Raw genomic sequence first — 22,355 nt, 5'->3', positions numbered from 1 at the left:
GAACCGATCCGGAGGAACGATGCTCCCGAAGAGAACCTGTGCCGCGCTCGCGGTCCTGGCCGTGACCGCGGGCACCCTGGCGGGCGCAGGTGCGGCGAACGCGGGCCAGCCGCACGGCGGCGACCGCGGACCGAAGCCGGTGGCCTTCGAACGCACCGCCACCTACCCGGTGTTCCAGAACCGGCCGGCCGGCGAGGACGCCGCGGCGCAGACGGTCGCCGAGATCTCCGCGACCAGCGAGGACGGCCGCACCCTCGTCTACACCGACGCCGCCGCCAGGCGGATCGGCTTCCTCGACATCAGCGACGCCGGCCGGCCCCAGGGGCTCGGCACGCTCTCCCTGGCCGAACTGGGCGACGCCGAGGACGAGCCGACCTCGGTGTCGGTCGTCGGCCGGTACGTGCTGGTCGTCGTGAACACCAGCGCGAGCCACTCCCGGCCGTCCGGCCGCCTCGACGTCATCTCGCTGCGTACCCGCGAGCGGGTGGCCAGCCACGACCTGGGCGGCCAGCCGGACTCGGTCGCGATCAGCAAGGACCAGCGGTACGCCGCCGTCGCCATCGAGAACGAGCGCGACGAGGAGGCCACCCCGGCGGGCGGCGAGGAGGGCGACCTCCCGCAGGCTCCCGCCGGATTCGTGCAGATCGTCGACCTCGAGGAGGCCTCGCCCGCCCGGTGGACCACGCGCGCGGTGCCGCTGACCCGGGAGGACGGTTCCGCGCTGCCCGCACTGGTGGCCGCCGGGATCACCGAGCCCACCGACCCGGAGCCGGAGTACGTGTCCGTCAACAGCCGGGGCCAGCTCGCCGTGACCCTTCAGGAGAACAACGGCGTCGTCATGATCGACCTCGCGTCGGGGCGTCTCACCAAGGCGTTCACCGCCGGCACGGCCTCCGTCGAGGGCATCGACACCGTCGAGGACGGTGTCATCGACCAGACCGGGTCCCTCAGCGACGTGCCCCGCGAGCCCGACGCACTCGGCTGGATCGACGACCGCTACCTGGCCACCGCCAACGAGGGCGACTGGAAGGGCGGCACCCGTGGCTGGACCGTCTTCGACAGCCGCACCGGCAAGGTGGCCTGGGACGCAGGCAACACCTTCGAGCACACGGCGGCGCGCCACGGCCTGCTGAACGACGACCGCTCCGAGAACAAGGGCACCGAGCCCGAGGGGCTGGCGGTCGCCACGTACGACGGTGTGCGCTACGCCTTCGTCGGCTCCGAGCGCAGCAACTTCGTTGCCGTCTACGACGTCAGCAAGCCCACCCGTCCGGTCTTCGAGCAGGTGCTGCCGGCCACCAACGGCCCCGAGGGGCTGCTGCCGATTCCCTCCCGCGGACTGCTCGCGGTCTCCAGCGAGGAGGACGACGCGGAGGCGGGTGTGCGCGCCTCGGTGAGCCTCTTCCGTCTCGGGAAGGGCGCGCCCGCCCACCCCTCGCTCGTCTCCGGCGCAGACTCCGCGGGCGCCCCCATCGGCTGGGGCGCGCTCGGTGCCCTGTCGGCCGTGCCGGGGCGCGCCGACGAGCTGTACACCGTCACCGACGCCGCGTACTCCACCACCCGCATCCTCACGGTGGACGCGGCCCGCGAGCCCGCCGTCATCAGGCGCGAGCTGACCGTCAGGGACGCGGCCGGCGAGCCCGTCGGTTACGACGCCGAGGGCATCCACGCACGCCCGCAGGGCGGCTTCTGGCTGGCCGTCGAGGGCGGAACGGGCCCAGGCAACCAGCTGGTGCGCCTGGACCGCCACGGCGTCACCCAGCAGGTCGTCCCGGTCCCGTCCGACGTCGCCGCCGGCCTCGGCCCGCAGGGCTTCGAAGGTGTCACCGCCACCACGGACCGCCGGGGCCGCGAGATCGTATGGGCGACCCTCCAGCGCCGGGCCGCCGCCGACCCGGCCGGCGTGGTCCGGCTCGGCCGCTACGACGTCAGGGCGGGCACCTGGAGCTGGTACGGCTACCGGCTCGGCACCACCGCCACGGCCGGCGACTGGATCGGCCTGTCCGAGATCACGGTGGTCGGCGACAGGCTCGCCGTCATCGAACGCGACAAGCTGAACGGCCCGGCCGCCAGGGTCAAGCGGATCTACACGGTCGACCTGCCGAAGGGCGCTTCGCCCGGGGGCGCGCTCACCGTCCTGCCGAAGACCCTCGCCCACGACGTGCTGCCGGAGCTGCGGGCCACGAAGGGCTGGACGCAGGAGAAGCTGGAAGGCCTCACCGTGGCCGGCAACGGCCACGTCTACGCCGTCACGGACAACGACGGCCTGGACGACTCCACCGGTGAGACGGTCCTCCTCGACCTCGGGACCGCCCGCAAGGTCCTCGGCCGCGACTGACCACCCTGGAGACGGCCGCCTCCACCGCTCCGTGGAAGCGGCCCCGCCGCGTCCGGCCCGCGCCGGATGCGGCGTTTTCCGGCCGGGCGTGGCTGGTTCCGGGTGGATGTGTGGGCGGGTTTCACCTGATACGGGGAGTGGGTTGAGGTACAGGCCCCCGGGGCGCCGGGTGGCGTTCAGCTGGAGTTGGTGCGGGAGAGAGAACGTGATCGCGCCAACCACTCGGTCATGTTGCACCAGGAGTCCGCCATGTCCTTCACCCGCAGGGAATTCACCAGATCGTCCGCGCTCACCGGCGCGGGCATCGCCCTCACCGGCGCCGTCGGGGCGCTGGCGACCGCCCCCGGCGCGCTGGCCGCCGACGACGCGCGGCACGGGCACGGAGGCGGGCACGATGACGACGGCAAGGGCCACGGGCACGGCAAGGAGCTGGGCTACGGCCCGCTGATCGACGACCCGAAGGGTGTCCTCGCTCTGCCCGCCGGGTTCTCGTACCGGATCCTCACGCACAGCGGCGTCACCAAGCTGGAGAGCGGCGAGTTCACCCCCTCCAACCACGACGGCACGGCCGCTTTCGAAGGCCCCCGCGGTGTCACCCTCCTGGTCAACAACCACGAGCTGAGCGGCACCCGGGCCGGCTGGAAGTACCCCGTGCCGCTCACCGAGGGCCTCGTCTACGACCCGGTCGCGGCCGGCGGCTGCACCGTCGTGGAGACCCGCCGCGACGGCCGCACCGCCGAGTGGGTCGGGATCGCCGGTACGTCGACGAACTGCGCCGGCGGCAGCACGGAGTGGGGCACCTGGCTCACCTGCGAGGAGACCGAGGACAGGGCCGGCAAGAACGGCCTCCTCAAGGACCACGGCTACGTCTTCGAGGTCGACCCCTACGACAAGCGCGCCAACCGCGACCCCCGCCCCGTCAAGGCCTTCGGCCGCTTCGCCCACGAAGCCGTCGTCATCGACCCGAAGCGGGGACACGCCTACCTCACCGAGGACGCGTCCGGCCCCAACGGCCTGCTCTACCGCTGGGTCCCGCCGCGCGGCTTCGAGCACGGCCGCGGCAAGCTGCGCACCCTCGCCGATGACGCCGGTGTCCTCCAGGCCACCAGGTGCTTCGACAAGAAGGGCGCGTTCGTGGACGACCTGTCCCGCGCGACGGAGATCGGCACCGTCTACGGCGTGGACTGGGTCGACGTACCCGACCGCGACGCGAGGACCGTCTCCGTGCGCAAGCAGTTCACCGACAGTGAGGTCACCCGCGCCCGCAAGCTCGAGGGCATGTGGTGGGGTGACGGCGGCGCCTACTTCGTCTCCTCGTACGCCCGTGGCGAGAGCCCGGGGGCCGCGCACGACGGCCAGGTCTGGTTCTACGACCCCAAGCGCCGCACCGTGACCCTGAAGGTGCTGCTCGGCGTCAACGCCGACCCGTCGGCGGACGGTGCCTTCGACGGCCCGGACAACATCACGGTGTCGCCCTACGGCGGCATCGTCATCTCCGAGGACGGCGAAGGGATCCAGCACCTCTTCGGGGCGACCGACAGCGGACGCACCTATCCGATCGCGCGCAACGACCTCAACGCCGGCACGGAGGACGACCCCTCCTACAGCGAGATCGCCGGGGTCACCTTCTCCCCGGACGGCAGGACGCTGTTCGCCAACATCCAGAACCCCGGCATCATGCTCGCCATCACCGGGCCGTGGAAGCGCCAGCCGAACAAGCACTGACACCCGGATGTGCGGTGCGCGACCCTCTTCGCGTGCCGCGCGGCCGTTCCGGGCGGCGCCGGCCACCTCGCGTCGGTGTGCGAGCACCGCGCGCCCGTACGGGTGCTGATCGTCACCGGCGGGAGGCCGAACCGGGCGGGGCGCGGGCCGTCGGGAAGCGAGAACCGCCACACCTTCGGGGGTCTTTCCGACGCCGCGTTCCGCTCGGAGCCCTTGCCGGAAGCGGGCAGGAGCGCGGGCCGGCCCTGGAACCGCTGATTACGAATCCGGCACTACTGCCCGCTCCGGAGCGGTCGGGCATGGCGTCGGGCGCTTACAGGGCGCATACTCGACCGTAATGAAACAGTCAGCCGGTTCCCGGCGTCACCTGCCTTCCAGTCCCTTCAACCGCCCGGCCCAGGCGGCCCCACCGGTCGAATGCTTCGATGTGGGCGACAGGGTGTCGCACGACCAGTTCGGACTCGGCCGAGTCCTTGCTGTCGAGGGCGACAACGACGCAGTGCTCATCGACTTCTCGGGGCGACAGGGGAGGATCCTGAGCCCGTATTCCAAGCTGACCAAGCTCTGAGAGAGCGGACGAGCACGCACAGCGTCCCACCGGAGACACTCCGGACCCGGGGCACCTGAGGGGGAAACCCCGTCGGGTGCCCCGGAAGCCGTTTCCGGGGGCGGGTGGCGGCGCTACAGGGCCTTCGAGGCGGGCTTCACCATGCCTCGGACGGTCCGCGACTTGACGAACTCGCCCATTCCGGTCATTTCCCACTCGCCGGAGAACTGCTTGATCAGCTTGGCCATCATCACGCCGGTCTGCGGCTCCGCGCCGGTCAGGTCGAAGCGGACCAGCTCCTCGCCCGTGGCCGCGTCGATCAGCCGGCAGTAGGCCTTGGCGACCTCGGTGAACTTCTGACCGGTGAAGGAGTTGACCGTGAAGACCAGGCCCGTCGCCTCCGCCGGGATGCGGCCGAGGTCCACGACGATCACCTCGTCGTCGCCCGCGCCTTCGCCCGTGAGGTTGTCGCCGGAGTGCTTGATCGCGCCGTTCAGGATGGAGAGCTTGCCGAAGTAGCAGCTGTCCAGGTGATTGCGGTTGGGGCCGTAGGCGATCACCGAGGCGTCGAGGTCGATGTCCTTGCCGCGGAACGCCGGCTCCCAGCCCAGCCCCATCTTGACCTGCGAGAGCAGCGGCCTGCCGCCCTTGACCAGTGACACCGTCTGGTTCTTCTGGAGGCTGACCCGGCCCTTGTCGAGGTTGATCTTGCCGGAGCCGGCGGGGGCGGGCGGAGCGGGCGGTGCCGCGGGGGCCGGCGGGGTGATCCGGGGGTCCACGGGTGCGGCTGCCTGCGGCGCGACGGGCGGTGCCACGGGCGCGGGCGGCGCTGCCGCGGCGGGCTCCTCCACCGAGACACCGAAGTCCGTGGCGATGCCGGCCAGCCCGTTCGCGTAGCCCTGGCCGACCGCGCGGGCCTTCCAGGCGCCGTTGCGCAGGTAGATCTCGATGACCACCAGCGCCGTCTCGTTGCCCAGCTGCGGCGGGGTGAAGGTGGCGAGCGCGCTGCCGTCGTCCGCGTTACGCACGGTGGCGGTGGGCTCGACGCCCTGGAAGGTCTGGCCGGCGGCGTCGGGGCTCGCTGTGACCACGATCTTCTCGATGCCCGGGGGGACGGCCGCGGTGTCCACCACGATCGCGTCGGGCGAGGAACCGCCGCCCGAGCGATAGGTCACGCCGGGGCCCGAGGGCTGGTTGTAGAAGATGAAGTCGTCGTCGGAGCGCACCTTGCCGTCGGCGGTGAGCAGCAGGCCCGAGACGTCGAGCCGCACGGGGGCGGCGACGTCCACCGCCACGCGGGCGGCGGAGAGAGGGATGTTCGAGCCGGAGGTCATTGCGGTCATGCACGGGGTAACGAACGACCCGGCTTTGCCGTTCCCTTACCTTCGCGGCCTTGCTCCGTACGGCTCAGTGCCCGCCCCGGGCCCGGTTGCGGGGGTGCTCGCGGGCGGTGCGCTCGTTGCCGTGCCTGTACGCGCCCGTCCACCGCGCCATCACGAGCTGGGCGTCGCCCGAGGTCACCTCCGCCAGGAACTTCGCCGCCCGGCCGCCCCGCAGGGTGCCCGCGGAGCGGCCGTGGTGGGTGAGGGTGACGCTCTCGTCGCCGTGCTGTTCGTACTGGAATCCGGATGGTTTCGGCATGGCCGTATGGTGTCCGCCCCACGGTGTCGTGTCGCGTGGATTTCCCGTCGGCCGGCTCCTGGGCCGCCGCCCGGGCGCGTGGCTCCTCGGCTGTCACACGGGCGCGCGGTCCTCCGCGGTCGGCTCCTTACGGGGCGTCACGAAGCCGCGTGCCCGCAGCGCGAGGCATCCCGCGGCGGCCAGCCCGAGAGCCGCGATGGCTCCGCCCGACAGGCGCAGGGTCCCGACCGCGCCGAGGGCGGCCACCAGCGGCCCCCCGAGCGCGGTGCCCAGAGGGACCGACAGCACCCGGACCGCGGAACTCGCGGCCAGGGCCTGCGGCAGCAGCGCGCCGGTGGTGGAGCGCTGGAAGAGCGTGGTCGACAGCGTCGAGTAGGGCGGCCAGAGCAGTCCCGCGAGCCCGAAGCAGGGACCGACACCGTGGTCGGCGCCCCCAGGCCCAACGGCAGCATCAGCAGCCCGAACAGGGTGACGATGCCGAGCGTCGTGGGCCACATGCGCCACCGGCTCAGGAACCCCGTGAGGAACGACCCCAGCACGGCACCCGCGCCGAAGGCGGTGTAGAAGGCCGCCAGCACGCCCGCCGGGGCGCCCAGGCCCTCCGAGACGTGGAGGGGCAGTGCCACGTACACGGGGCCGAAGAGGAAGAAGAACGCGAAACTCAGGGCGAGCAGGCCGGACAGGGCGGGGGTCTGCCTGATCACGGAGAAGCCCGCGGCCCGGGACGCCTGCTCCTCCTGCGGCTCCGGAACGCCTTCCCCCGGTACGAGGAGCAGAAAGGTGACCGCGAGCACCAGGAAGGTCGCCGCGTCGACGGCGAGCACCGTCGCGGGGCCGCCGAGGACGATGAGAAGCGTGGCCAGCGGCGGACCGGCCACGGTGGCGACCGATCCCACGCCCGAGAGCACGGCGTTCCCCGCCAGATGGTCGCGTGCCGGCAGGACGCGGGCGATCAGCGTGTATATGCCCGCCTGTCCCCAGGAGTGGAGGACGGAGGAGAGCGCGAGGAGCACGACGTATCCCTTGATCCCCAGGGCGTCGAAGGCATGCAGCACGGGGATGGCGCCCAGCATGACGGCCCGTAACGCCGCGTCCCACCCGGCCAGGAGTGCCGGCCGGCGGTGACGCAGGAAGCGGCCCAGGAGGAGGGCGCCCGCGGCCCCGGACAGGGTGTACGCGGCTGCCGCCGACGCGACCCAGACGCTGCGGTCCGCCGCCGGTGCCAGCTCGATCGCCAGCCAGCTCACCGCCACGACGGCCATCCCGTCGCCCAGCGACGAGACGGCGAATCCGGGAAGGATCCGCCGCAGCGTCGTATGGCTCATCACCGGCCGGTACGGCGACGCGCGCACGGCGCGGCTCAGGGCCAGGAACACTGGGACCTCCTACGTCGTGAAACCCGGTGATCACGACTCTGCCCCGGGAGACGGGAGGTGAGCTGGTGCTCTCCTTTCGGCAGAACGGCCCGGGCGGAGTCCCGGAGGCCGCGGGGCCGCACACGTCCGACAGCCCGTGCGCGTGGGAGCGTCGTCAGCGGACGACGTCGAACACCTGCTTCTGGAGGCCGTTGGCGTAGGTCTCGTGCTCGACGAGCTTCAGCTTCTGGGTGTCCTTGTCCGTGTTGCTGAAGAGGCGCTTGCCCGCTCCGAGGAGGAGGGGGAAGACGAGCAGGTGGTAGCGGTCGACGAGGCCGGCGTCGGAGAGGTTCCGGTTGAGGGTGGCGCTGCCGTGGACGATGACCGGCCCGCCCTCGGTCTCCTTCAGTGCGGCGACGTCTTCCAGTGAGCGCAGGATGGTGGTCTCGCCCCAGTCCGGCACCAGGTCGCCGTCGCCGAGCGTGGTGGAGACGACGTACTTCGGCATCAGCTTGTAGTCGGCGAAGTCCTCCATGCCGGGCCACACCTGGCTGAAGGCCTCGTAGCTGGTGCGGCCCAGCAGCATCGCGGTGGCCTCCTTCTGCTCCCGGCCCTTGATCTCGAATGCCTCGGGGAGGAACTCGACGTCCTTGACGGTCCATCCGGAGTTCCGGTACCCGGGCTCACCGCCCGGTCCTTCCACGACGCCGTCGAGCGAGATGAAGGCCGAGCTGATCAGAGTGCGCATCGAAGTTCCTCGTGTCTCGTGTCCGGGTCCCGCCGATTCGGCCGGTGCACGCTGCGACCGCTCCCGCGGCCGCGGTGCGCCGATCGTCATCCATGACTGCGGACCACGGGGAAACTCATCGGCCGCCGCCCGTTCCGCTCCCGGCCGGGCACGGGAACGTGCTGGTTCCGCACAGGACCGCGCCCCCGGCCCGGGTGGTGCGATCAGTAGGGCCAGATCGGCGGGTTCGTGACGAAGTGGCCGCCGATGTGGGCGTGGTCGGGGTTCTCCGGGTCCAGCTCGCCGTGCTCGGCGACGAGCTTCTCCGCGTACTGCTCGGAGTCGTCCTGCGGGTCGTAGCCGAGGGCGCGGGCCGTCGTCAGGTCCCACCACAGGCGGGTGTTCCCGGAGGAGCCGTAGACCACGGTGTGCCGCACGTCCTCGGCGGTGAGGGCCGCGTGGAAGAGGCGCGCTCCGTCACCCGGGCTCATCCAGACGGACAGCATCCGCACCGACGTCGGCTCCGTGAAGCAGGAGCCGATGCGCACGGAGACGGTCTCCACGCCGTGCTTGTCCCAGTAGAACTGGGCGAGGTCCTCGCCGAAGGACTTCGACAGGCCGTAGAAGGTGTCGGGGCGGCGGGGGGTGTCGACCGGGATCAGCGGGTCCCCGTCGAGCGGGCGCGGGGTGTAGCCGACGGCGTGGTTGGAGGAGGCGAACACGATGCGCCCGACACCCTCCTCGCGGGCCGCCTCGTAGAGGTTGTACGTGCCCTCGATGTTGGAGCGCAGGATCTTGTCGAACGAGGCTTCGAGGGAGATGCCCGCGAGGTGGATGACCGCGTCGACGCCCCGCACGGCTTCCCGCAGCGCGGCCCTGTCGCCGAGGTCGGCGGTGATGGCGTCGGGTTCGCCCTCGATGGGGGCGACGTCGAAGAGCCGGAGGTCGTAGCCGTACGCGGGAAGCAGTCCCCGCATCAGGGTGCCGAGGCCGCCGGCGGCGCCGGTGAGAAGGACGGTGCGGGGAGCTGGCATACGGGGATCTCCTCGGTGCGGGCGCAGGGCGCGGGCGCGTGGTGCGCGGACGGTGCGGTGCTGTGCTGCGGGGGGCCGGACGTACGGACAGCAAGGTACGCGTGGCACGCAGATGTCACGTAACCGCCCGGATGCCTCAAATCCATGGACGGCATTCACATGCGTGGACACGCTAAGAACTTGCGGCTGATCACGTCAAGTACCGCCCGGCATGGACAGGTTCGGTTCGGACCGGCTGTCCACGTCTTGACCGGCGCCGCGGGGCTGCTTTAGCGTGGCGACGTTCAGAAATATGGACACCGATCATAATTGTGCACGCCTGGACCTGCTCAGGGAGCGCCCGTGACCTCAGCCCCCCTTGCCGCCCGACTCACCGATGTCGCCGGGCCGCTCTTCTTCCCCGTCACGGCCTACGGGCCGGACGGTGCCGTCGATCTCGACGTCTTCCGCGCGCACGTGCGCAAGGGGGTCGACGCCGGTGCGGCGGCCGTCTTCGCCTGCTGCGGCACGGGCGAGTTCCACGCGCTGGCCCCCGAGGAGTTCGGGCTCGTCGTCCGGGCGGCGGTCGAGGAGACCGCGGGAGCGGTGCCCGTCGTCGCCGGTGCCGGCTACGGCACGGCGCTCGCGGTCCAGTACGCGAAGCTCGCCGAGGAAGCGGGCGCGGACGGCCTGCTCGCCATGCCGCCCTACCTCGTCGTCGCCGGCCAGGAAGGGCTGCTGGCCCACTACACCGCCCTCGCCGCCGCCACCTCCCTGGAGACGATCGTCTACCAGCGGGACAACGCGCTCTTCACCCCGGAGACCGTCGTCGCCCTGGCCCGGACCCCCGGGATCATCGGCCTCAAGGACGGCCACGGCGACCTCGACCTGATGCAGCGCATCGTCAGCGCCGTGCGCACAGGGCTGCCCGGCGAGGACTTCCTCTACTTCAACGGGCTGCCCACCGCCGAGCTCACCGGCCTCGCCTACCGGGGCATCGGCGTCACGCTCTACTCCTCCGCCGTCTTCGCCTTCGCCCCCGACATCGCCCTCGCCTTCTACCGGGCGCTGGATTCCGGGGACGACAGCCTGGTGAACGCGCTGCTCGACCACTTCTACCGGCCGCTCGTCGAACTGCGGGCCAAGGGCCGCGGTTACGCCGTGTCGCTCGTGAAGGCGGCCGTCCGGCTCGAGGGCCTGGACGTCGGCCCGGTGCGCACCCCGCTCACCGAGCCCCCGGCCGCGCACATCGAGGAGCTGACCTCGATCATCACGAACGGCCGCGCGCTGCTGGAGAAGTACCCCGCGGGGGAGGCGAAGTGAAGGCCTCAGCCTTCCTGTACCCCTGGGACGTCGTGGGGGACCCCGACGCCGCCGCCCGCCTGGCCGGTCTCGGCGTCCAGCAGGTGACGCTCGCCTCCGCCTACCACTCCACCCGCGCCCTGACCCCGCGCCACCCCGGCCGCCGGATCGTCACCGCCGAACACGCGGCCGTGCTCTACCCCCCGGACGCCACCCGCTGGACGGGGCGCCTCCTGCGCCCCTACGCGCAGTCCTGGGTGGCGGGGGAGGATCCGTACGCCGAGGCGGCCGAGGCCCTGGCCGGCGCCGGACTCCAGGTGCACTCCTGGGTGGTCCTCGCCCACAGCTCCCGCATGGGCGCGGAGCATCCGGAGACCTCCGTGGTCAACGCCTACGGCGACCGCTACCCCTGGGCGCCGTGCATCGCGCAGCCCGCCGTCCACGCGTACCTCGTGGACCTGGCGGCCGAGGCGGCCGTACGCCCCGGGGCGTACGGCACCGAGCTGGAGTCGTGCGGCTGGTACGGCTTCGCCCATCTGCACGCCCATGACAAGATTTCGGGGGTGGCCCTCGGGGACGCGGCGCAGTACCTGATGTCCCTCTGCTTCTGCGTCGACTGCCGGGCCGGCTACGGCTCCGTGGGGCTGGACGCGGAGGAGCTGCGCGACGCCGTGCGCCGCGCCCTGGAACCGGTCTGGGCCGGATCCGGATCCGGCGAGCAGGGCTGGACGGGCGTGGAGAAGCTGCTCGGCGCAGGCCTGGCCGAGGCCACCCTGCGATGGCGCAGCCAGGTCGCCAGGCGCCTGCAGGAGGCGTCCGTAGCCGCCGTGCGGGCCGCGGCGCCGGGGCCGGACTTCCAGGTCCTCCTGCACGCCGACCCCGCCTCCTACCGCACCGGCGCCAACGTGGGGACGGACCCCGCCCACATCATGTCCACGGCGGACGGCGTCGTGCTGCCCTGCACCGGCGGTGACGCGGCGCGCGAGTCCGTGCTCGGGCCGTTCGCGGGGCTGTCCGGCGTGCTGGCGGCCAACTTCAACGTGGTGAGCGGCATGGGCGGCAGCCCCGGCACGCTGGAGCGGGACGCCGCGCACGCGGCCTCGCTCGGCGCGAACGAACTGCGCCTCTACCACGCGGGCCTGGCCTCCGGACCGGACCTGAGCGCCGTCACGAAGGCCCTCTCCGCGGTCCGCGGCGGCTGATCCCGGAGCGTCTCCCACGAAACCGCAGGTCCCCGGCGTGCAGCCGGGGGCCTGCGGCGTTTCCGCGCCTGGCGCGCCGGACCGGGCGGGCGGACCCCTGAGTACCCGAGTTCCGTGTTCGCCGAACTTCTTTTGCCAGAAGCGTTGACGAAACATTCCCACCGCTCTAGCTTCATCGCGTCGTACTTCGTACGTCATATATGAGACGCGATACGCGAGATGCGAGAGCTCTTCACCCATGACCTTTGCGCCTGCCCCGATTCCGTCCAGGACCCAGTACGTGCTGGAGGCGATCAAGCACGCCATCCTGACCGCACAGCTGACACCGGGACAGGCGCTCGTGGAGACCGAACTCGCCGCGCAGTTCGGGGTGTCGAAGACCCCCGTGCGCGAGGCGCTCAAGACGCTCGCCGGCACCGGGCTCGTCGTCATGAGCCAGTACAAGGGTGCCACGGTGCGGCTCGTCGACGCGGCCATGGCGAGGGAGGTGTACGACGTGCGCCTGCTCCTCGAGCCGGAGGCGCTGCGCCGCTCCATCACCCGCAAGAGCTCGCTGGAAGCGGCCCAGGAGGCCCTGGAGCGGTCCGACTCGGCGATCGACAAGGCGGACAGGTCGCTCGCCAACCGGGACTTCCACCGGGCCCTCTACCTGCCCTGCGGCAATCCGCTGCTCGCCCGGATGCTCGACGAGGTCCGCGACCAGGCCGCACTCGTGTCGACCGTGGCCTGGTCGGCCATCCCGTCCTGGGAGCGCGAGGCGGCCGAGCACCGGGAGATCCTGCGGCTCGCCCTCGCCGAGGACGCGGAAGCCGCCGCCGGGGCTCTGCACGACCACATCGCATCCTTCGTACGCCGTGCCTTCCCCGACGACGAAGACGGGGGTGACACGGCGTGAACCACCAGCTGGACGTGTATCACCAGCACCTCGACGAAAGGCCAGTCCGCATGGACCTCTCCCCGCTGAAGGCGGCCCTCGCAGACGTTGTGGCGATCCCGGTGACCCCGTTCGCCGAGGACGGCAGCATCGACGTCCCGGCGCACCGCGCCCTGCTGCGACGGCTCCTCGACGGCGGTGTCCGCATCGTCACCCCGAACGGCAACACCGGTGAGTTCTACGCGCTCACCCCCGACGAGCGGCGTACCGTCACCGAGCTCACCATCGAGGAGGCGGGCGGCCGGGCCACCGTGCTGGTGGGGGTCGGCCACGACGTGCCGACCGCCGTGGCCGCCGCCGAGCACGCCAGGGACGCCGGGGCCGAGATGGTGATGGTGCACCAGCCGGTGCACCCCTACGTCTCGCAGGACGGCTGGATCGACTACCACCGGGCGATCGCCGAGGCCGTTCCCGGGCTCGGGGTCGTCCCCTACGTCCGCAACCCGCTGCTCGCCGGTGAGCGCCTGGCAGAGCTCGCCGACAGCTGCCCCAACGTCATCGGCGTGAAGTACGCCGTCCCGGACGCCGCCCGCTTCGGCGCGTTCGCCCGGGACGCCGGCCTGGAGCGGTTCGTCTGGGTCGCCGGGCTCGCCGAGCTGTACGCCCCCTCCTACTTCGCCACCGGCGCCACCGGGTTCACCTCCGGACTCGTCAACGTCGCCCCCGGTGTCTCGCTCGCCATGCTGGAGGCGCTGCGGGCGGGCGACTACGTCGCGGCGATGAAGGTCTGGGAGCAGATCCGCCGCTTCGAGGACCTGCGCGCCGACCGGCAGTCCGCCAACAACGTGACGGTCGTCAAGGAGGCCCTGGCCTCGCTCGGGCTCTGCCGCCGCGACGTGCGCGCGCCGAGCCGGGCACTGCCCGAGGAGCAGCGCGCCGAGGTCGCCGGCCTGGTCGCCGGGTGGTCCGTATGAGCGACACCGGCACGGCGGGCCGCCGCATCGCTCCCGAGGAGCTGCGCAGCCACCAGTGGTACGGCACGGACGGGCTCCGCTCGTTCAGCCACCGCGCGCGCACCCGGCAGCTCGGCTACCTCCCCGAGGAGCACCTGGGCAAGCCGGTCATCGCGATCCTCAACACCTGGTCCGACATCAACCCCTGCCACGTCCATCTGCGCGAACGCGCGCAGGCGGTCAAGCGGGGCGTCTGGCAGGCGGGCGGCTTCCCGCTCGAGTTCCCGGTCTCCACGCTCTCCGAGACCTTCCAGAAGCCCACCCCGATGCTCTACCGCAACATGCTGGCGATGGAGACGGAGGAGCTGCTGCGCTCCTACCCCGTCGACGGCACCGTGCTGCTGGGCGGCTGCGACAAGTCGACGCCCGCGCTGCTGATGGGCGCCGCGTCCGTCGACCTGCCCACGGTCTTCGTGCCCGCCGGGCCGATGCTGCCGGGCCACTGGCGCAACGAGGTCCTGGGCTCCGGCACGGACATGTGGAAGTACTGGGACGACAAGCGGGCCGGCCTGATCGGCGACTGCGAGATGGCCGAGCTGGAGAACGGGCTCGCCCGTTCGCCGGGCCACTGCATGACGATGGGCACCGCCTCGACCCTGACGGCCGCCGCCGAGGCGCTGGGCGTCACGGTGCCGGGTGCCTCGTCCATACCGGCCGTGGACTCCGGTCACGACCGGATGGCGGCACAGTCCGGAATCCGGATCGTCGAACTGGTGTGGCAACAGCTGAAGCTGTCGCAGATCCTCACGGCCGACGCCTACGAGGACGCGGTCGCCACCGTCCTCGCGCTCGGCGGCTCCACCAACGCCGTCATCCACCTGATCGCGATGGCGGGCCGCTCCGGGGTGAAGCTCACCCTGGACGACTTCGACCGCATCGCCCGCACCGTACCGGTCCTCGCCAACCTCCGCCCCGGCGGGAAGTACCTGATGGAGGACTTCCACTTCGCCGGAGGGCTGCCCGGATTCCTGGCGCGGCTCACCGACGTGCTCCACCTGGACCGGCCCACCGTCGCGCACGGCACGATGCGCGAACAGCTCGACGGGGCTCTCGTCCACAACGCCGACGTCATCCGTGAGCGGGACAACCCGCTGGCGGAGGAGGGCGGTGTGGCGGTCCTGCGCGGCAACCTCTGCCCCGACGGCGCGGTCATCAAGCACATCGCCGCAGAACCGCACCTGCTGCGTCACACCGGGCCCGCGGTCGTCTTCGACGACTACAAGGAGATGCAGCGCACCATCAACGACCCGGCACTGGCCCTCACCCCGGACCATGTGCTGGTGCTCCGCAACGCCGGCCCCAAGGGCGGCCCCGGCATGCCCGAGTACGGCATGCTGCCGATCCCGGACTACCTGCTGAAGCAGGGCGTACGGGACATGGTGCGGCTCTCCGACGCCCGGATGAGCGGCACGAGTTACGGCGCCTGCGTCCTGCACATCGCACCCGAGTCCTTCGTGGGCGGACCGCTCGCCCTGGTCCGCACCGGTGACCAGATCACGCTGGACGTCGAGGCGCGCCTGCTCCACCTCGACGTGTCCGACGAGGAGCTGGAGCTCCGCAGGTCCGAGTGGACCGAGCCGCCCGCCCGGTACGGGCGCGGTTACGGGGCGCTCTACCAGGACCAGATCACCCAGGCCGACACCGGCTGCGACTTCACGTTCCTGGCCCGGCAGGGAGAGGTGCCCGACCCGTACGCGGGCTGAACCGGGCGAAGAGAATTCCGCGCACCGCCCCGTCCGGAATATCGAACGCCATGCGGTAAGCGCTTGCACCATGCATCGAAAGCACGGCACATCCAGCACTTTCCAGAGATCGGAGACGCGTCATGGCCCATTCCGCAGCCGTGGCCACACCGCCCCCCAAGGGGAAGGCGTCAAAGCGCCGCTCGGCCACACCCCGCCGCCTGCCGTATCTGCTGATCGCGCCGGCGGGCCTGCTGATGCTGGGCTTCATCGCCTACCCGGTGATCAGCGTCTTCTACTACAGCCTGCAGAACTACAACGTCACCAAGCCGTGGCGGAACGGCTTCGCAGGGTTCGACAACTTCACCAGGATCTTCACCGAGGACGAGCTGTTCTGGCCTTCGCTCGGTTTCAGCGCCCAGTGGGTCATCGTCCAGGTGACCCTGCAGCTCGCGCTCGGTCTCGCACTCGCGCTGATCGTCAACCAGACCTTCATCGGCCGCGGCATATCCCGCGCCATGGTCTTCTCGCCCTGGGCCGTCTCCGGTGTGCTGACCAGCACCATCTGGATCCTGCTCTACAACTCCTCGACCGGCTTCAGCCGCTACCTCGCGGACGCCGGGATCGGTGAGTACGGCACCTCGGTCCTCTCCGACACGGGCACCGTCTTCTGGGCGGCGACCCTCGCCGAACTCTGGCGCGGAGTGCCCTTCTTCGCCATCCTCATCCTCGCCGACCTGCAGTCCGTCTCCAAGGAGCTGTACGAGGCGGCCTCGGTGGACGGCGCCGGACGGATGCGGCAGTTCTTCCACATCACACTCCCGCACCTGCGCGACGCGATCATCCTGGCCACCCTGCTGCGCGGGGTCTGGGAGTTCAACAACGTCGACCTGCTCTACACCCTCACCGGCGGCGGGCCCGCGGGTGAGACCACCACCCTGCCCCTCTACGTCGCCAATACAGGCATCGAGGGCCACGACTTCGGATACGCCTCCGCGCTCACCACCGTCGCCTTCGTGATCCTCCTCTTCTGCTCGATCGTCTATCTGCGCCTGAGCAAGTTCGGAGGCGACAACAAGTGACTGCCGCACTCGTGGAGAAGAAGGACGCCCGCACGCCGGGACCGTCCGGGGGGAACGACCTCCCGCCGCCCTCCTCGCACCGCCGCACCAAGCGCGAGCGTGCTTTCGACGACGTACCGCGCTGGCAGATCTACCTGCCGCTCGGCATCTACCTGCTCTTCACCCTCATCCCGTTCTACTGGATGTTCCTCTTCGCCGTACGGCCCGCCGGCTCCACCTCGCTGGTGCCCTGGCCCATGACGGGGGAGCACTTCAACAAGGTCTGGAACGAGCGCAGCTTCGCGATCTTCTTCCAGAACAGCATGCTCGTCGGCGTCGCGACGCTGATCGCGACGACCCTCGTCGCGCTGGCCGGCGGCTACGCCCTGGCCCGGTTCAACTTCAGGATCAAGGGCGCCTTCATGCTGGCGCTGCTCTGCTCGCAGTTCATCCCGGGCGCCCTGATGCTCGTGCCGCTCTTCGAGATCTTCAAGAACCTCCAGATGATCAACTCCCTCGGGAGCGTCGTCATCGCGGAGACCGTCTTCCAGCTGCCCCTGTCGATCATCCTGATCAGCGGCTTCATCAAGAACGTCCCGATCTCCCTCGAGGAGGCCGCCTGGGTGGACGGCTGCTCGCGCTTCAAGGCCTTCCGCACCGTCGTCCTGCCGCTGCTGCGCCCCGGACTGATCGCGGTCGGGTCGTTCGCCTTCGTCCACAGCTGGAACCACTTCCTGTTCGCCCTGATGTTCCTCAGCGAACAGGACAAGCAGACGATCCCCGTCGGCCTCAACACCCTCATCGGCGCCGACAGCGTCGACCTGGGGGCGCTCGCCGCGGGCGGTGTCATCGCCGCCGTCCCCGTGGTGATCGTCTTCGCCTTCATCCAGAAGTGGCTCATCACCGGCTTCAGCGCCGGCGCCGTGAAGGGATGACGTACATGACCTGGAAGCTCCGCCCCCGTACCGCGCGCCGCGCCGCCGCCGCGCTCGCCCTGCTGCTGGGCAGCCTGGCCCTCCAGCCGGGCGCCCGGGCGGCCACCACGTCGCCCGACACGGCGCCGGAGGCCTCCTCGCCGGGCCGGGACCTCGGCCGGGAGGTGCTCGCCGACAACGACGGGTGGGCCGCGGAAGGCACGGGAACGACCGGAGGCGCGGCCGCCGACGAGGACCACGTCCTCACCGTGCGCAACCGCGCCCAGCTCGTCGCGGCGCTCGACGGCGGCAGCTCCGTCCCCAAGATCATCCGTGTGGCGGGCACGATCGACGCCAACACCGACGACCGGGGGCGGCGGCTGGACTGCGCCGACTACGCCACCGACGGGTACGACCTCGACGCGTACCTGGCCGCCTACGACCCCCGCACGTGGGGCGGGGCCAAGCCCGCCGGGCCGCAGGAGGACGCCCGCAAGGCGTCCGCCGCACGCCAGGCCGAACGCGTCGAGATGCTGGTCGGGTCGAACACCACGATCGTCGGCATCGGTGCCGGCGCCGTGCTCAAGGGCGCGAGCCTCCAGGTCAAGGACGCCGACAACGTCATCATCCGCAACATCGAACTCCGTGACGCCTACGACTGCTTCCCGGCCTGGCAGCCCAACACCGGTGGCCTCGGCGACTGGAAGACGGCGTACGACACACTGTGGCTGCGCGGCGCCACCCACGTCTGGGTCGACCACGTCACCGCGAGCGACAAGGGCCACCCGGACGACCGGGAGCCCACCCACTTCGGGCGCAACTACCTGCGCCACGACGGGCTCCTCGACATCACCAACGGCTCGGACCTCGTCACCGTCTCGTGGAGCCGGTTCGCCGACCACGACAAGGCGATGCTGATCGGCAACGGCGACGGCGTGACCACCGACCGGGGCAAGCTCCGCGTCACCCTGCACCACAACGAGTTCCACTCCGTCGTGCAGCGCGCGCCCCGGGTCCGCTTCGGCCAGGTCCACCTCTACAACAACCGCTACGTCATCCCCGAGGACGGTGACCACCGCTACTCCCTGGGCATCTCCACCGAGTCCCGCATCGTCGCCGAGAACAACGCGTTCGAGGCCCCGGGGCACGTCGAGGTCGCCGACCTGCTGAAGAGCTGGAACGGCAGCGCCCTCACCCAGCGCGGAACCGTCTTCAACGGCTTCCCGGTCGACCTGGTCTCCATCTACAACGCCTACAACTCGGGCAGCGAGACCGACCTGGCCACCGACACCGGCTGGACACCCGCACTGCACGGGCCGGTGGACAGCGCCGCGAAGGCCGCCGCCGAGGTCGCCCGCAAGGCCGGAGCGGGGAGGGCCGCCCGATGAGCGCGACCACCCCCGTGCCCCTCGTCCTGGCCGGAGCCCGCGGCCACGGCCGCTGGCACCTCGCCAACATCCGCCGGCTCCAGCACCAGGGCCTGGTCAGACTGGCCGGGATCTGCGAGCTGAACCCGCTGACCGACGGCGAACTCGACATGTTCGCCGACGAGATGCCCGAACAGTCCGCCGACTTCGGGGCCCTCCTGGACTCCACCGGCGCGCGTGCCGCCGTCATCTGCACCCCCATCCCGACGCACACCACGCTCGCCCTCACCGCCGCCGCCAGGGGCGTCCACCTCCTCCTGGAGAAGCCGCCCGCCGCGACCTGGGCCGACTACGCCCGCATGGCCGACGGGGTACGGGAGGCGGGCATCGCCTGCCAGATCGGCTTCCAGTCCTTCGGCTCGCACGCCGTGCCGGCCATCAAGGAACTCGTGCGCTCCGGAGCGATCGGCACCGTCCGGGGCATCGGAGCCGCCGGTGCCTGGGTCCGCGACGACGCCTACTTCCGGCGGGCACCGTGGGCAGGACGCCGCAGGATGGGCGGGACCGACGTGGTCGACGGGGTGCTCACCAACCCGCTGGCGCACGCCGTCGCCACCGCGCTCGAACTGGCCGGCCGGGGGACGGCCGAGGACGTGGCGTCCATCGAGACCGAGCTGTTCCGGGCCCACGACATCGAGTCCGACGACACCAGCTGCGTCCGGATCACCACCACCGGCGGGCTTCCGGTGACCGTCGCGGTCACCCTCTGCGCGGAGGAGGCCGGAGAGCCGTACGTGATCGTCCACGGCGACCGCGGCCGCATCACCTTCTGGTACAAGCAGGACCGGGTCCTCGTCCAGCGGGCCGGACACGGCCCCGAGGAGGCCGTGCACGGACGGACGGACCTCCTGGAGAACCTCGTCGACCACCTGGAACACGGCACCGCGCTCCTCGTACCGCCCGCACACACCGGCGCGTTCATGCGGGTCCTCGAGGCCGTACGCACCGCCCCCGAGCCCACCGCGCTGCCGGCCACCGCCTGGCACACCCGGCCCGCCGACAAGGGCGACGGCGTACGGCGCATCGTGCGCGGCATCGACGGCACCGTCGCCGCCGCGGCCGACACCCTCACCCTCTTCTCCGAACTAGGCGCCTCCTGGGCGCGACCCAGCGAGGTGAGCACACCATGACCACCGCACTCCTCAGCTGTGCCGGACGCCCCGTCGGCCGCTACAGCTACCGGCCCGGGACGGCGGGCAGGCCCTATCTGCACCCCGTCACCACTCTCGCCGGCACCCCCGTCACCGAGGAGCGCCCGGCCGACCACATCCACCACCTGGGCGCCTCCGTCGCGGTTCCCGACGTGGCCGGACACAACTTCTGGGGCGGGCGCACCTACGTCCGCGGGCAGGGCCCCACCGAGCTCGACAACCACGGGACGCAACGCCACCTCGGCTGGAAGCTCCGTGACCCGGACGGCTTCGTGGAGGAACTCAGCTGGGAGGCCGGAGGCACCGAGCTGCTGCGCGAGCACCGCACCGTCGCCGCGAGCGAGCTCTCGGACACCGCCTGGGCGCTGGACTTCTCCTTCTCCCTCACCAACCGCGGCTCCAAGGACCTCTCCATCGGCAGCCCCGCCACCAACGGCCGCCCCGGCGCCGGATACGGCGGCTTCTTCTGGCGCGCCCCCAAGGAGAGCGCGGCGCCCGCCGTGTTCAGCGGAACGCTCGACGGCGAGGAAGCCGTGCACGGCAAGGCCGCCGACTGGCTGGCACTCGTCGGGGACGGCTGGACGCTCGTCTTCGCCGGTGCGACCGACGAGACCCGGCGCGACCCGTGGTTCGTGCGGACCACCGAATACCCCGGGGTCGGCTCGTCCCTCGCCGCGGACCGGCGGCTTCCCGTGGCCGCCGGAGCCACCGTCGTGCGCCGCGTCGTCACCGTCGTCGCCGACGGACGCCTCGACCGGGACGCCGCGGCAGCCCACGTCCGCAAGGCGGTCGCGGCGTGACGATGCCCTGGACCGCCGACCTCGGTGACGGCACCTACCGCAACCCTGTCCTGAACGCCGACTGGTCCGACCCGGACGTCGTACGCGTCGGCGACGACCACTACCTCACCGCGTCCAGCTTCGGCCGTGTCCCGGGGCTGCCCCTGCTGCACTCCCGCGACCTCGTCAACTGGACCCTCGTCGGCCACGCACTCGACCGGCTCAAACCGGGCGCCGACTTCGCCGTGCCCCGCCACGACTGCGGGGTCTGGGCGCCGTCGCTGCGCCACCACGCCGGGCGCTTCTGGATCTTCTGGGGCGACCCCGACCACGGCATCCAGCAGATCAACGCCGAGGACATCCGCGGCCCCTGGAGCACCCCGCACCTCGTCAAGGCGGGCAAGGGCCTGATCGACGCCTGCCCGCTGTGGGACGAGGAGACCGGCGAGGCCTACCTGGTGCACGCCTGGGCGAAGTCCCGCTCCGGCGTCAAGAACCGGCTGACCGGCCACCGGATGAGCCCCGACGGACGGGAGCTCCTCGACGAGGGCACGATCCTCGTCGACGCCGACACCATCCCGGGCTGGTTCACCCTGGAGGGCCCGAAGCTCTACCGGCACGACGGCTACTTCTGGATCTTCGCCCCCGCCGGGGGAGTGGAGACGGGCTGGCAGGGCGCCTTCCGCTCGCGGACGTTCGACGGCCCCTACGAACAGCGGGTCGTCCTCGCCCAGGGCAGCACCGAGGTCAACGGCCCCCACCAGGGCGGCTGGGTCCGCACCGCCGCCGGTGAGGACTGGTTCCTGCACTTCCAGTCCCGCGGGGCGTACGGCCGTGTGGTGCACCTCCAGCCGATGCGCTGGGAGGGGGGCTGGCCGGTCATCGGGGACGAGGGCGAACCCGTCCTCACGCACCGCCGCCCCGAGGCCCCTCAGCAGACCCCCGAGGCTCCGGCCTCCAGCGACGACTTCCCCGGCGGGCGGTACGGCCCGCAGTGGCAGTGGACGGCCAACCCGAGGCCCGGCTGGACGGCCGGGCACGACGGTGACGGCCTGCGCCTCAGCTGTGTGAGGACCGCCTACGCGCACGATCTGCGCGCGCTCCCCAGTGTCCTGGTGCAGCGGTTGCCCGCCGAGGAGTTCACCGTCGAGGTCGGCATCACGCTGGACACCGGCGAACCCGGGGCCAAGGCCGGGCTCGCCGTGCTCGGGGACGCCTTCTCGTGGATCGGCCTGGAGAACGGGGCGGACGGGACGGCCCGGCTCGTGCACCGCTACGCCGAATCCGTCGCCGAGCACGAACGGGACGCCGAACACCCCCGCCCCGCGCCCGGCGCCGCCGTCCGCGTCCGTATCGAGGTCACCCGCGGCGCCCGCTGCCGCTTCTCCGCCGACACCGGCGACGGAGCCGGCTTCCAGGAATCCGGGCAGGTCTTCGCCGCCACCCCCTGGCGCTGGGTCGGCGCGCTGCTGGGCCTCTTCGCCACCGCACCCGCCGGTGACGCGCCGTCCGGGACGGCCGGCTTCACCGCATTCCGCACCACCGCGCACCGCACCACCGGAAGACCGAGCACCACCTGACCCAGCACCGCTGTAGGGAGCCGC

Annotated in this window: 19 protein-coding genes; 14 read left to right on the top strand and 5 right to left on the bottom strand. The window is 71.6% G+C overall.

Features of this window, described 5'->3' with window-relative positions; translation table 11 throughout:
• Positions 1–19 precede the first annotated feature (19 nt).
• The 3 genes from OO67_RS22975 (at position 20) to OO67_RS38685 (ending at position 4,631) form a co-directional block, all read left to right on the top strand.
• A complete protein-coding gene (locus OO67_RS22975) occupies positions 20–2,338 on the top strand; it encodes an esterase-like activity of phytase family protein (RefSeq protein ID WP_033303075.1) in 2,319 nt (772 codons plus the stop codon).
• A gap of 249 nt (positions 2,339–2,587) precedes the next feature.
• Positions 2,588–4,063 carry an alkaline phosphatase PhoX gene (locus OO67_RS22970; RefSeq protein ID WP_033303401.1) on the top strand — a complete coding sequence of 492 codons (1,476 nt, stop codon included), beginning with the start codon at positions 2,588–2,590 and terminating at the stop codon, positions 4,061–4,063.
• A gap of 337 nt (positions 4,064–4,400) precedes the next feature.
• Entirely contained in the window at positions 4,401–4,631 is a 231-nt protein-coding gene (locus OO67_RS38685) for a hypothetical protein (RefSeq protein ID WP_014156926.1), read from the top strand.
• 113 nt (positions 4,632–4,744) lie between these two features.
• Here OO67_RS38685 and OO67_RS22955 read toward each other — a convergent pair whose 3' ends face one another.
• The 5 genes from OO67_RS22955 to OO67_RS22935 form a co-directional block, all read right to left on the bottom strand.
• Positions 4,745–5,953: a TerD family protein gene (locus OO67_RS22955; protein WP_208861066.1), complete on the bottom strand. Its 1,209-nt coding sequence runs from the start codon at positions 5,951–5,953 to the stop codon at positions 4,745–4,747.
• Positions 5,954–6,017: 64 nt separating this feature from the next.
• Positions 6,018–6,251 carry a hypothetical protein gene (locus OO67_RS22950; RefSeq protein WP_033303069.1) on the bottom strand — a complete coding sequence of 78 codons (234 nt, stop codon included), beginning with the start codon at positions 6,249–6,251 and terminating at the stop codon, positions 6,018–6,020.
• A 137-nt stretch (positions 6,252–6,388) separates the two neighbouring features.
• Complete coding sequence (locus OO67_RS22945; protein WP_063746166.1) at positions 6,389–7,627, bottom strand: MFS transporter; 1,239 nt, start codon at positions 7,625–7,627, stop codon at positions 6,389–6,391.
• Positions 7,628–7,781: 154 nt separating this feature from the next.
• Complete coding sequence (locus OO67_RS22940; protein WP_033303067.1) at positions 7,782–8,354, bottom strand: dihydrofolate reductase family protein; 573 nt, start codon at positions 8,352–8,354, stop codon at positions 7,782–7,784.
• 203 nt (positions 8,355–8,557) lie between these two features.
• Positions 8,558–9,367: an NAD-dependent epimerase/dehydratase family protein gene (locus OO67_RS22935; RefSeq protein ID WP_033303066.1), complete on the bottom strand. Its 810-nt coding sequence runs from the start codon at positions 9,365–9,367 to the stop codon at positions 8,558–8,560.
• Positions 9,368–9,709: 342 nt separating this feature from the next.
• Here OO67_RS22935 and OO67_RS22930 point away from each other — a divergent pair, with 342 nt between their 5' ends.
• From OO67_RS22930 to OO67_RS22880, 11 genes are all read left to right on the top strand, one after another.
• Positions 9,710–10,669 carry a 5-dehydro-4-deoxyglucarate dehydratase gene (locus tag OO67_RS22930; RefSeq protein WP_033303064.1) on the top strand — a complete coding sequence of 320 codons (960 nt, stop codon included), beginning with the start codon at positions 9,710–9,712 and terminating at the stop codon, positions 10,667–10,669.
• Positions 10,666–11,850, top strand: coding sequence for a hypothetical protein (locus tag OO67_RS22925; protein WP_033303063.1), 1,185 nt, complete (start codon positions 10,666–10,668; stop codon positions 11,848–11,850). Before OO67_RS22930 ends, OO67_RS22925 begins: the two co-directional genes overlap by 4 nt.
• A gap of 238 nt (positions 11,851–12,088) precedes the next feature.
• Positions 12,089–12,745 carry a GntR family transcriptional regulator gene (locus OO67_RS22920; protein ID WP_033303062.1) on the top strand — a complete coding sequence of 219 codons (657 nt, stop codon included), beginning with the start codon at positions 12,089–12,091 and terminating at the stop codon, positions 12,743–12,745.
• A 50-nt stretch (positions 12,746–12,795) separates the two neighbouring features.
• Positions 12,796–13,698, top strand: coding sequence for a dihydrodipicolinate synthase family protein (locus tag OO67_RS22915; protein ID WP_033303399.1), 903 nt, complete (start codon positions 12,796–12,798; stop codon positions 13,696–13,698).
• On the top strand, positions 13,695–15,440 hold the full coding sequence (gene araD / locus OO67_RS22910) for an L-arabinonate dehydratase (RefSeq protein WP_033303397.1): 1,746 nt from the start codon (positions 13,695–13,697) through the stop codon (positions 15,438–15,440). The genes OO67_RS22915 and araD overlap by 4 nt, the downstream gene beginning before the upstream one ends.
• 122 nt (positions 15,441–15,562) lie before the next feature.
• The gene (locus OO67_RS22905; RefSeq protein WP_033303061.1) at positions 15,563–16,501 is read left to right on the top strand and encodes a carbohydrate ABC transporter permease; all 939 of its coding nucleotides are present in this window, start codon (positions 15,563–15,565) and stop codon (positions 16,499–16,501) included.
• A complete protein-coding gene (locus OO67_RS22900) occupies positions 16,498–17,415 on the top strand; it encodes a carbohydrate ABC transporter permease (protein WP_033303059.1) in 918 nt (305 codons plus the stop codon). Before OO67_RS22905 ends, OO67_RS22900 begins: the two co-directional genes overlap by 4 nt.
• Before the next feature lie 5 nt (positions 17,416–17,420).
• Positions 17,421–18,782 carry a pectate lyase family protein gene (locus OO67_RS22895; protein WP_033303396.1) on the top strand — a complete coding sequence of 454 codons (1,362 nt, stop codon included), beginning with the start codon at positions 17,421–17,423 and terminating at the stop codon, positions 18,780–18,782.
• Positions 18,779–19,951, top strand: coding sequence for a Gfo/Idh/MocA family protein (locus OO67_RS22890; protein ID WP_033303057.1), 1,173 nt, complete (start codon positions 18,779–18,781; stop codon positions 19,949–19,951). Before OO67_RS22895 ends, OO67_RS22890 begins: the two co-directional genes overlap by 4 nt.
• A complete protein-coding gene (locus tag OO67_RS22885) occupies positions 19,948–20,772 on the top strand; it encodes a DUF6807 domain-containing protein (protein ID WP_033303055.1) in 825 nt (274 codons plus the stop codon). Before OO67_RS22890 ends, OO67_RS22885 begins: the two co-directional genes overlap by 4 nt.
• On the top strand, positions 20,769–22,331 hold the full coding sequence (locus OO67_RS22880; RefSeq protein ID WP_106972793.1) for a glycoside hydrolase family 43 protein: 1,563 nt from the start codon (positions 20,769–20,771) through the stop codon (positions 22,329–22,331). Before OO67_RS22885 ends, OO67_RS22880 begins: the two co-directional genes overlap by 4 nt.
• Positions 22,332–22,355 lie beyond the last annotated feature (24 nt).

The organism is Streptomyces atroolivaceus, from assembly GCF_000717025.1.
Classification (GTDB): domain Bacteria; phylum Actinomycetota; class Actinomycetes; order Streptomycetales; family Streptomycetaceae; genus Streptomyces; species Streptomyces atroolivaceus.
Note: the sequence above shows the minus strand (reverse complement) of the source record. Positions and strands in the feature narration are given on the sequence as shown.

Coding starts and splice junctions, on each gene's coding strand:
- OO67_RS22940 (WP_033303067.1), bottom strand. CDS start 8,354: ATGCGCACTCTGATCAGCTCGGCCTTCATCTCGCTCGACGGCGTCGTG.
- OO67_RS22935 (WP_033303066.1), bottom strand. CDS start 9,367: ATGCCAGCTCCCCGCACCGTCCTTCTCACCGGCGCCGCCGGCGGCCTC.
- OO67_RS22915 (WP_033303399.1), top strand. CDS start 12,796: ATGGACCTCTCCCCGCTGAAGGCGGCCCTCGCAGACGTTGTGGCGATC.
- OO67_RS22955 (WP_208861066.1), bottom strand. CDS start 5,953: ATGACCGCAATGACCTCCGGCTCGAACATCCCTCTCTCCGCCGCCCGC.
- OO67_RS22895 (WP_033303396.1), top strand. CDS start 17,421: ATGACCTGGAAGCTCCGCCCCCGTACCGCGCGCCGCGCCGCCGCCGCG.
- OO67_RS22950 (WP_033303069.1), bottom strand. CDS start 6,251: ATGCCGAAACCATCCGGATTCCAGTACGAACAGCACGGCGACGAGAGC.
- OO67_RS22970 (WP_033303401.1), top strand. CDS start 2,588: ATGTCCTTCACCCGCAGGGAATTCACCAGATCGTCCGCGCTCACCGGC.
- OO67_RS22885 (WP_033303055.1), top strand. CDS start 19,948: ATGACCACCGCACTCCTCAGCTGTGCCGGACGCCCCGTCGGCCGCTAC.
- OO67_RS22975 (WP_033303075.1), top strand. CDS start 20: ATGCTCCCGAAGAGAACCTGTGCCGCGCTCGCGGTCCTGGCCGTGACC.
- OO67_RS22905 (WP_033303061.1), top strand. CDS start 15,563: ATGGCCCATTCCGCAGCCGTGGCCACACCGCCCCCCAAGGGGAAGGCG.
- araD (WP_033303397.1), top strand. CDS start 13,695: ATGAGCGACACCGGCACGGCGGGCCGCCGCATCGCTCCCGAGGAGCTG.
- OO67_RS22890 (WP_033303057.1), top strand. CDS start 18,779: ATGAGCGCGACCACCCCCGTGCCCCTCGTCCTGGCCGGAGCCCGCGGC.
- OO67_RS22920 (WP_033303062.1), top strand. CDS start 12,089: ATGACCTTTGCGCCTGCCCCGATTCCGTCCAGGACCCAGTACGTGCTG.
- OO67_RS38685 (WP_014156926.1), top strand. CDS start 4,401: ATGAAACAGTCAGCCGGTTCCCGGCGTCACCTGCCTTCCAGTCCCTTC.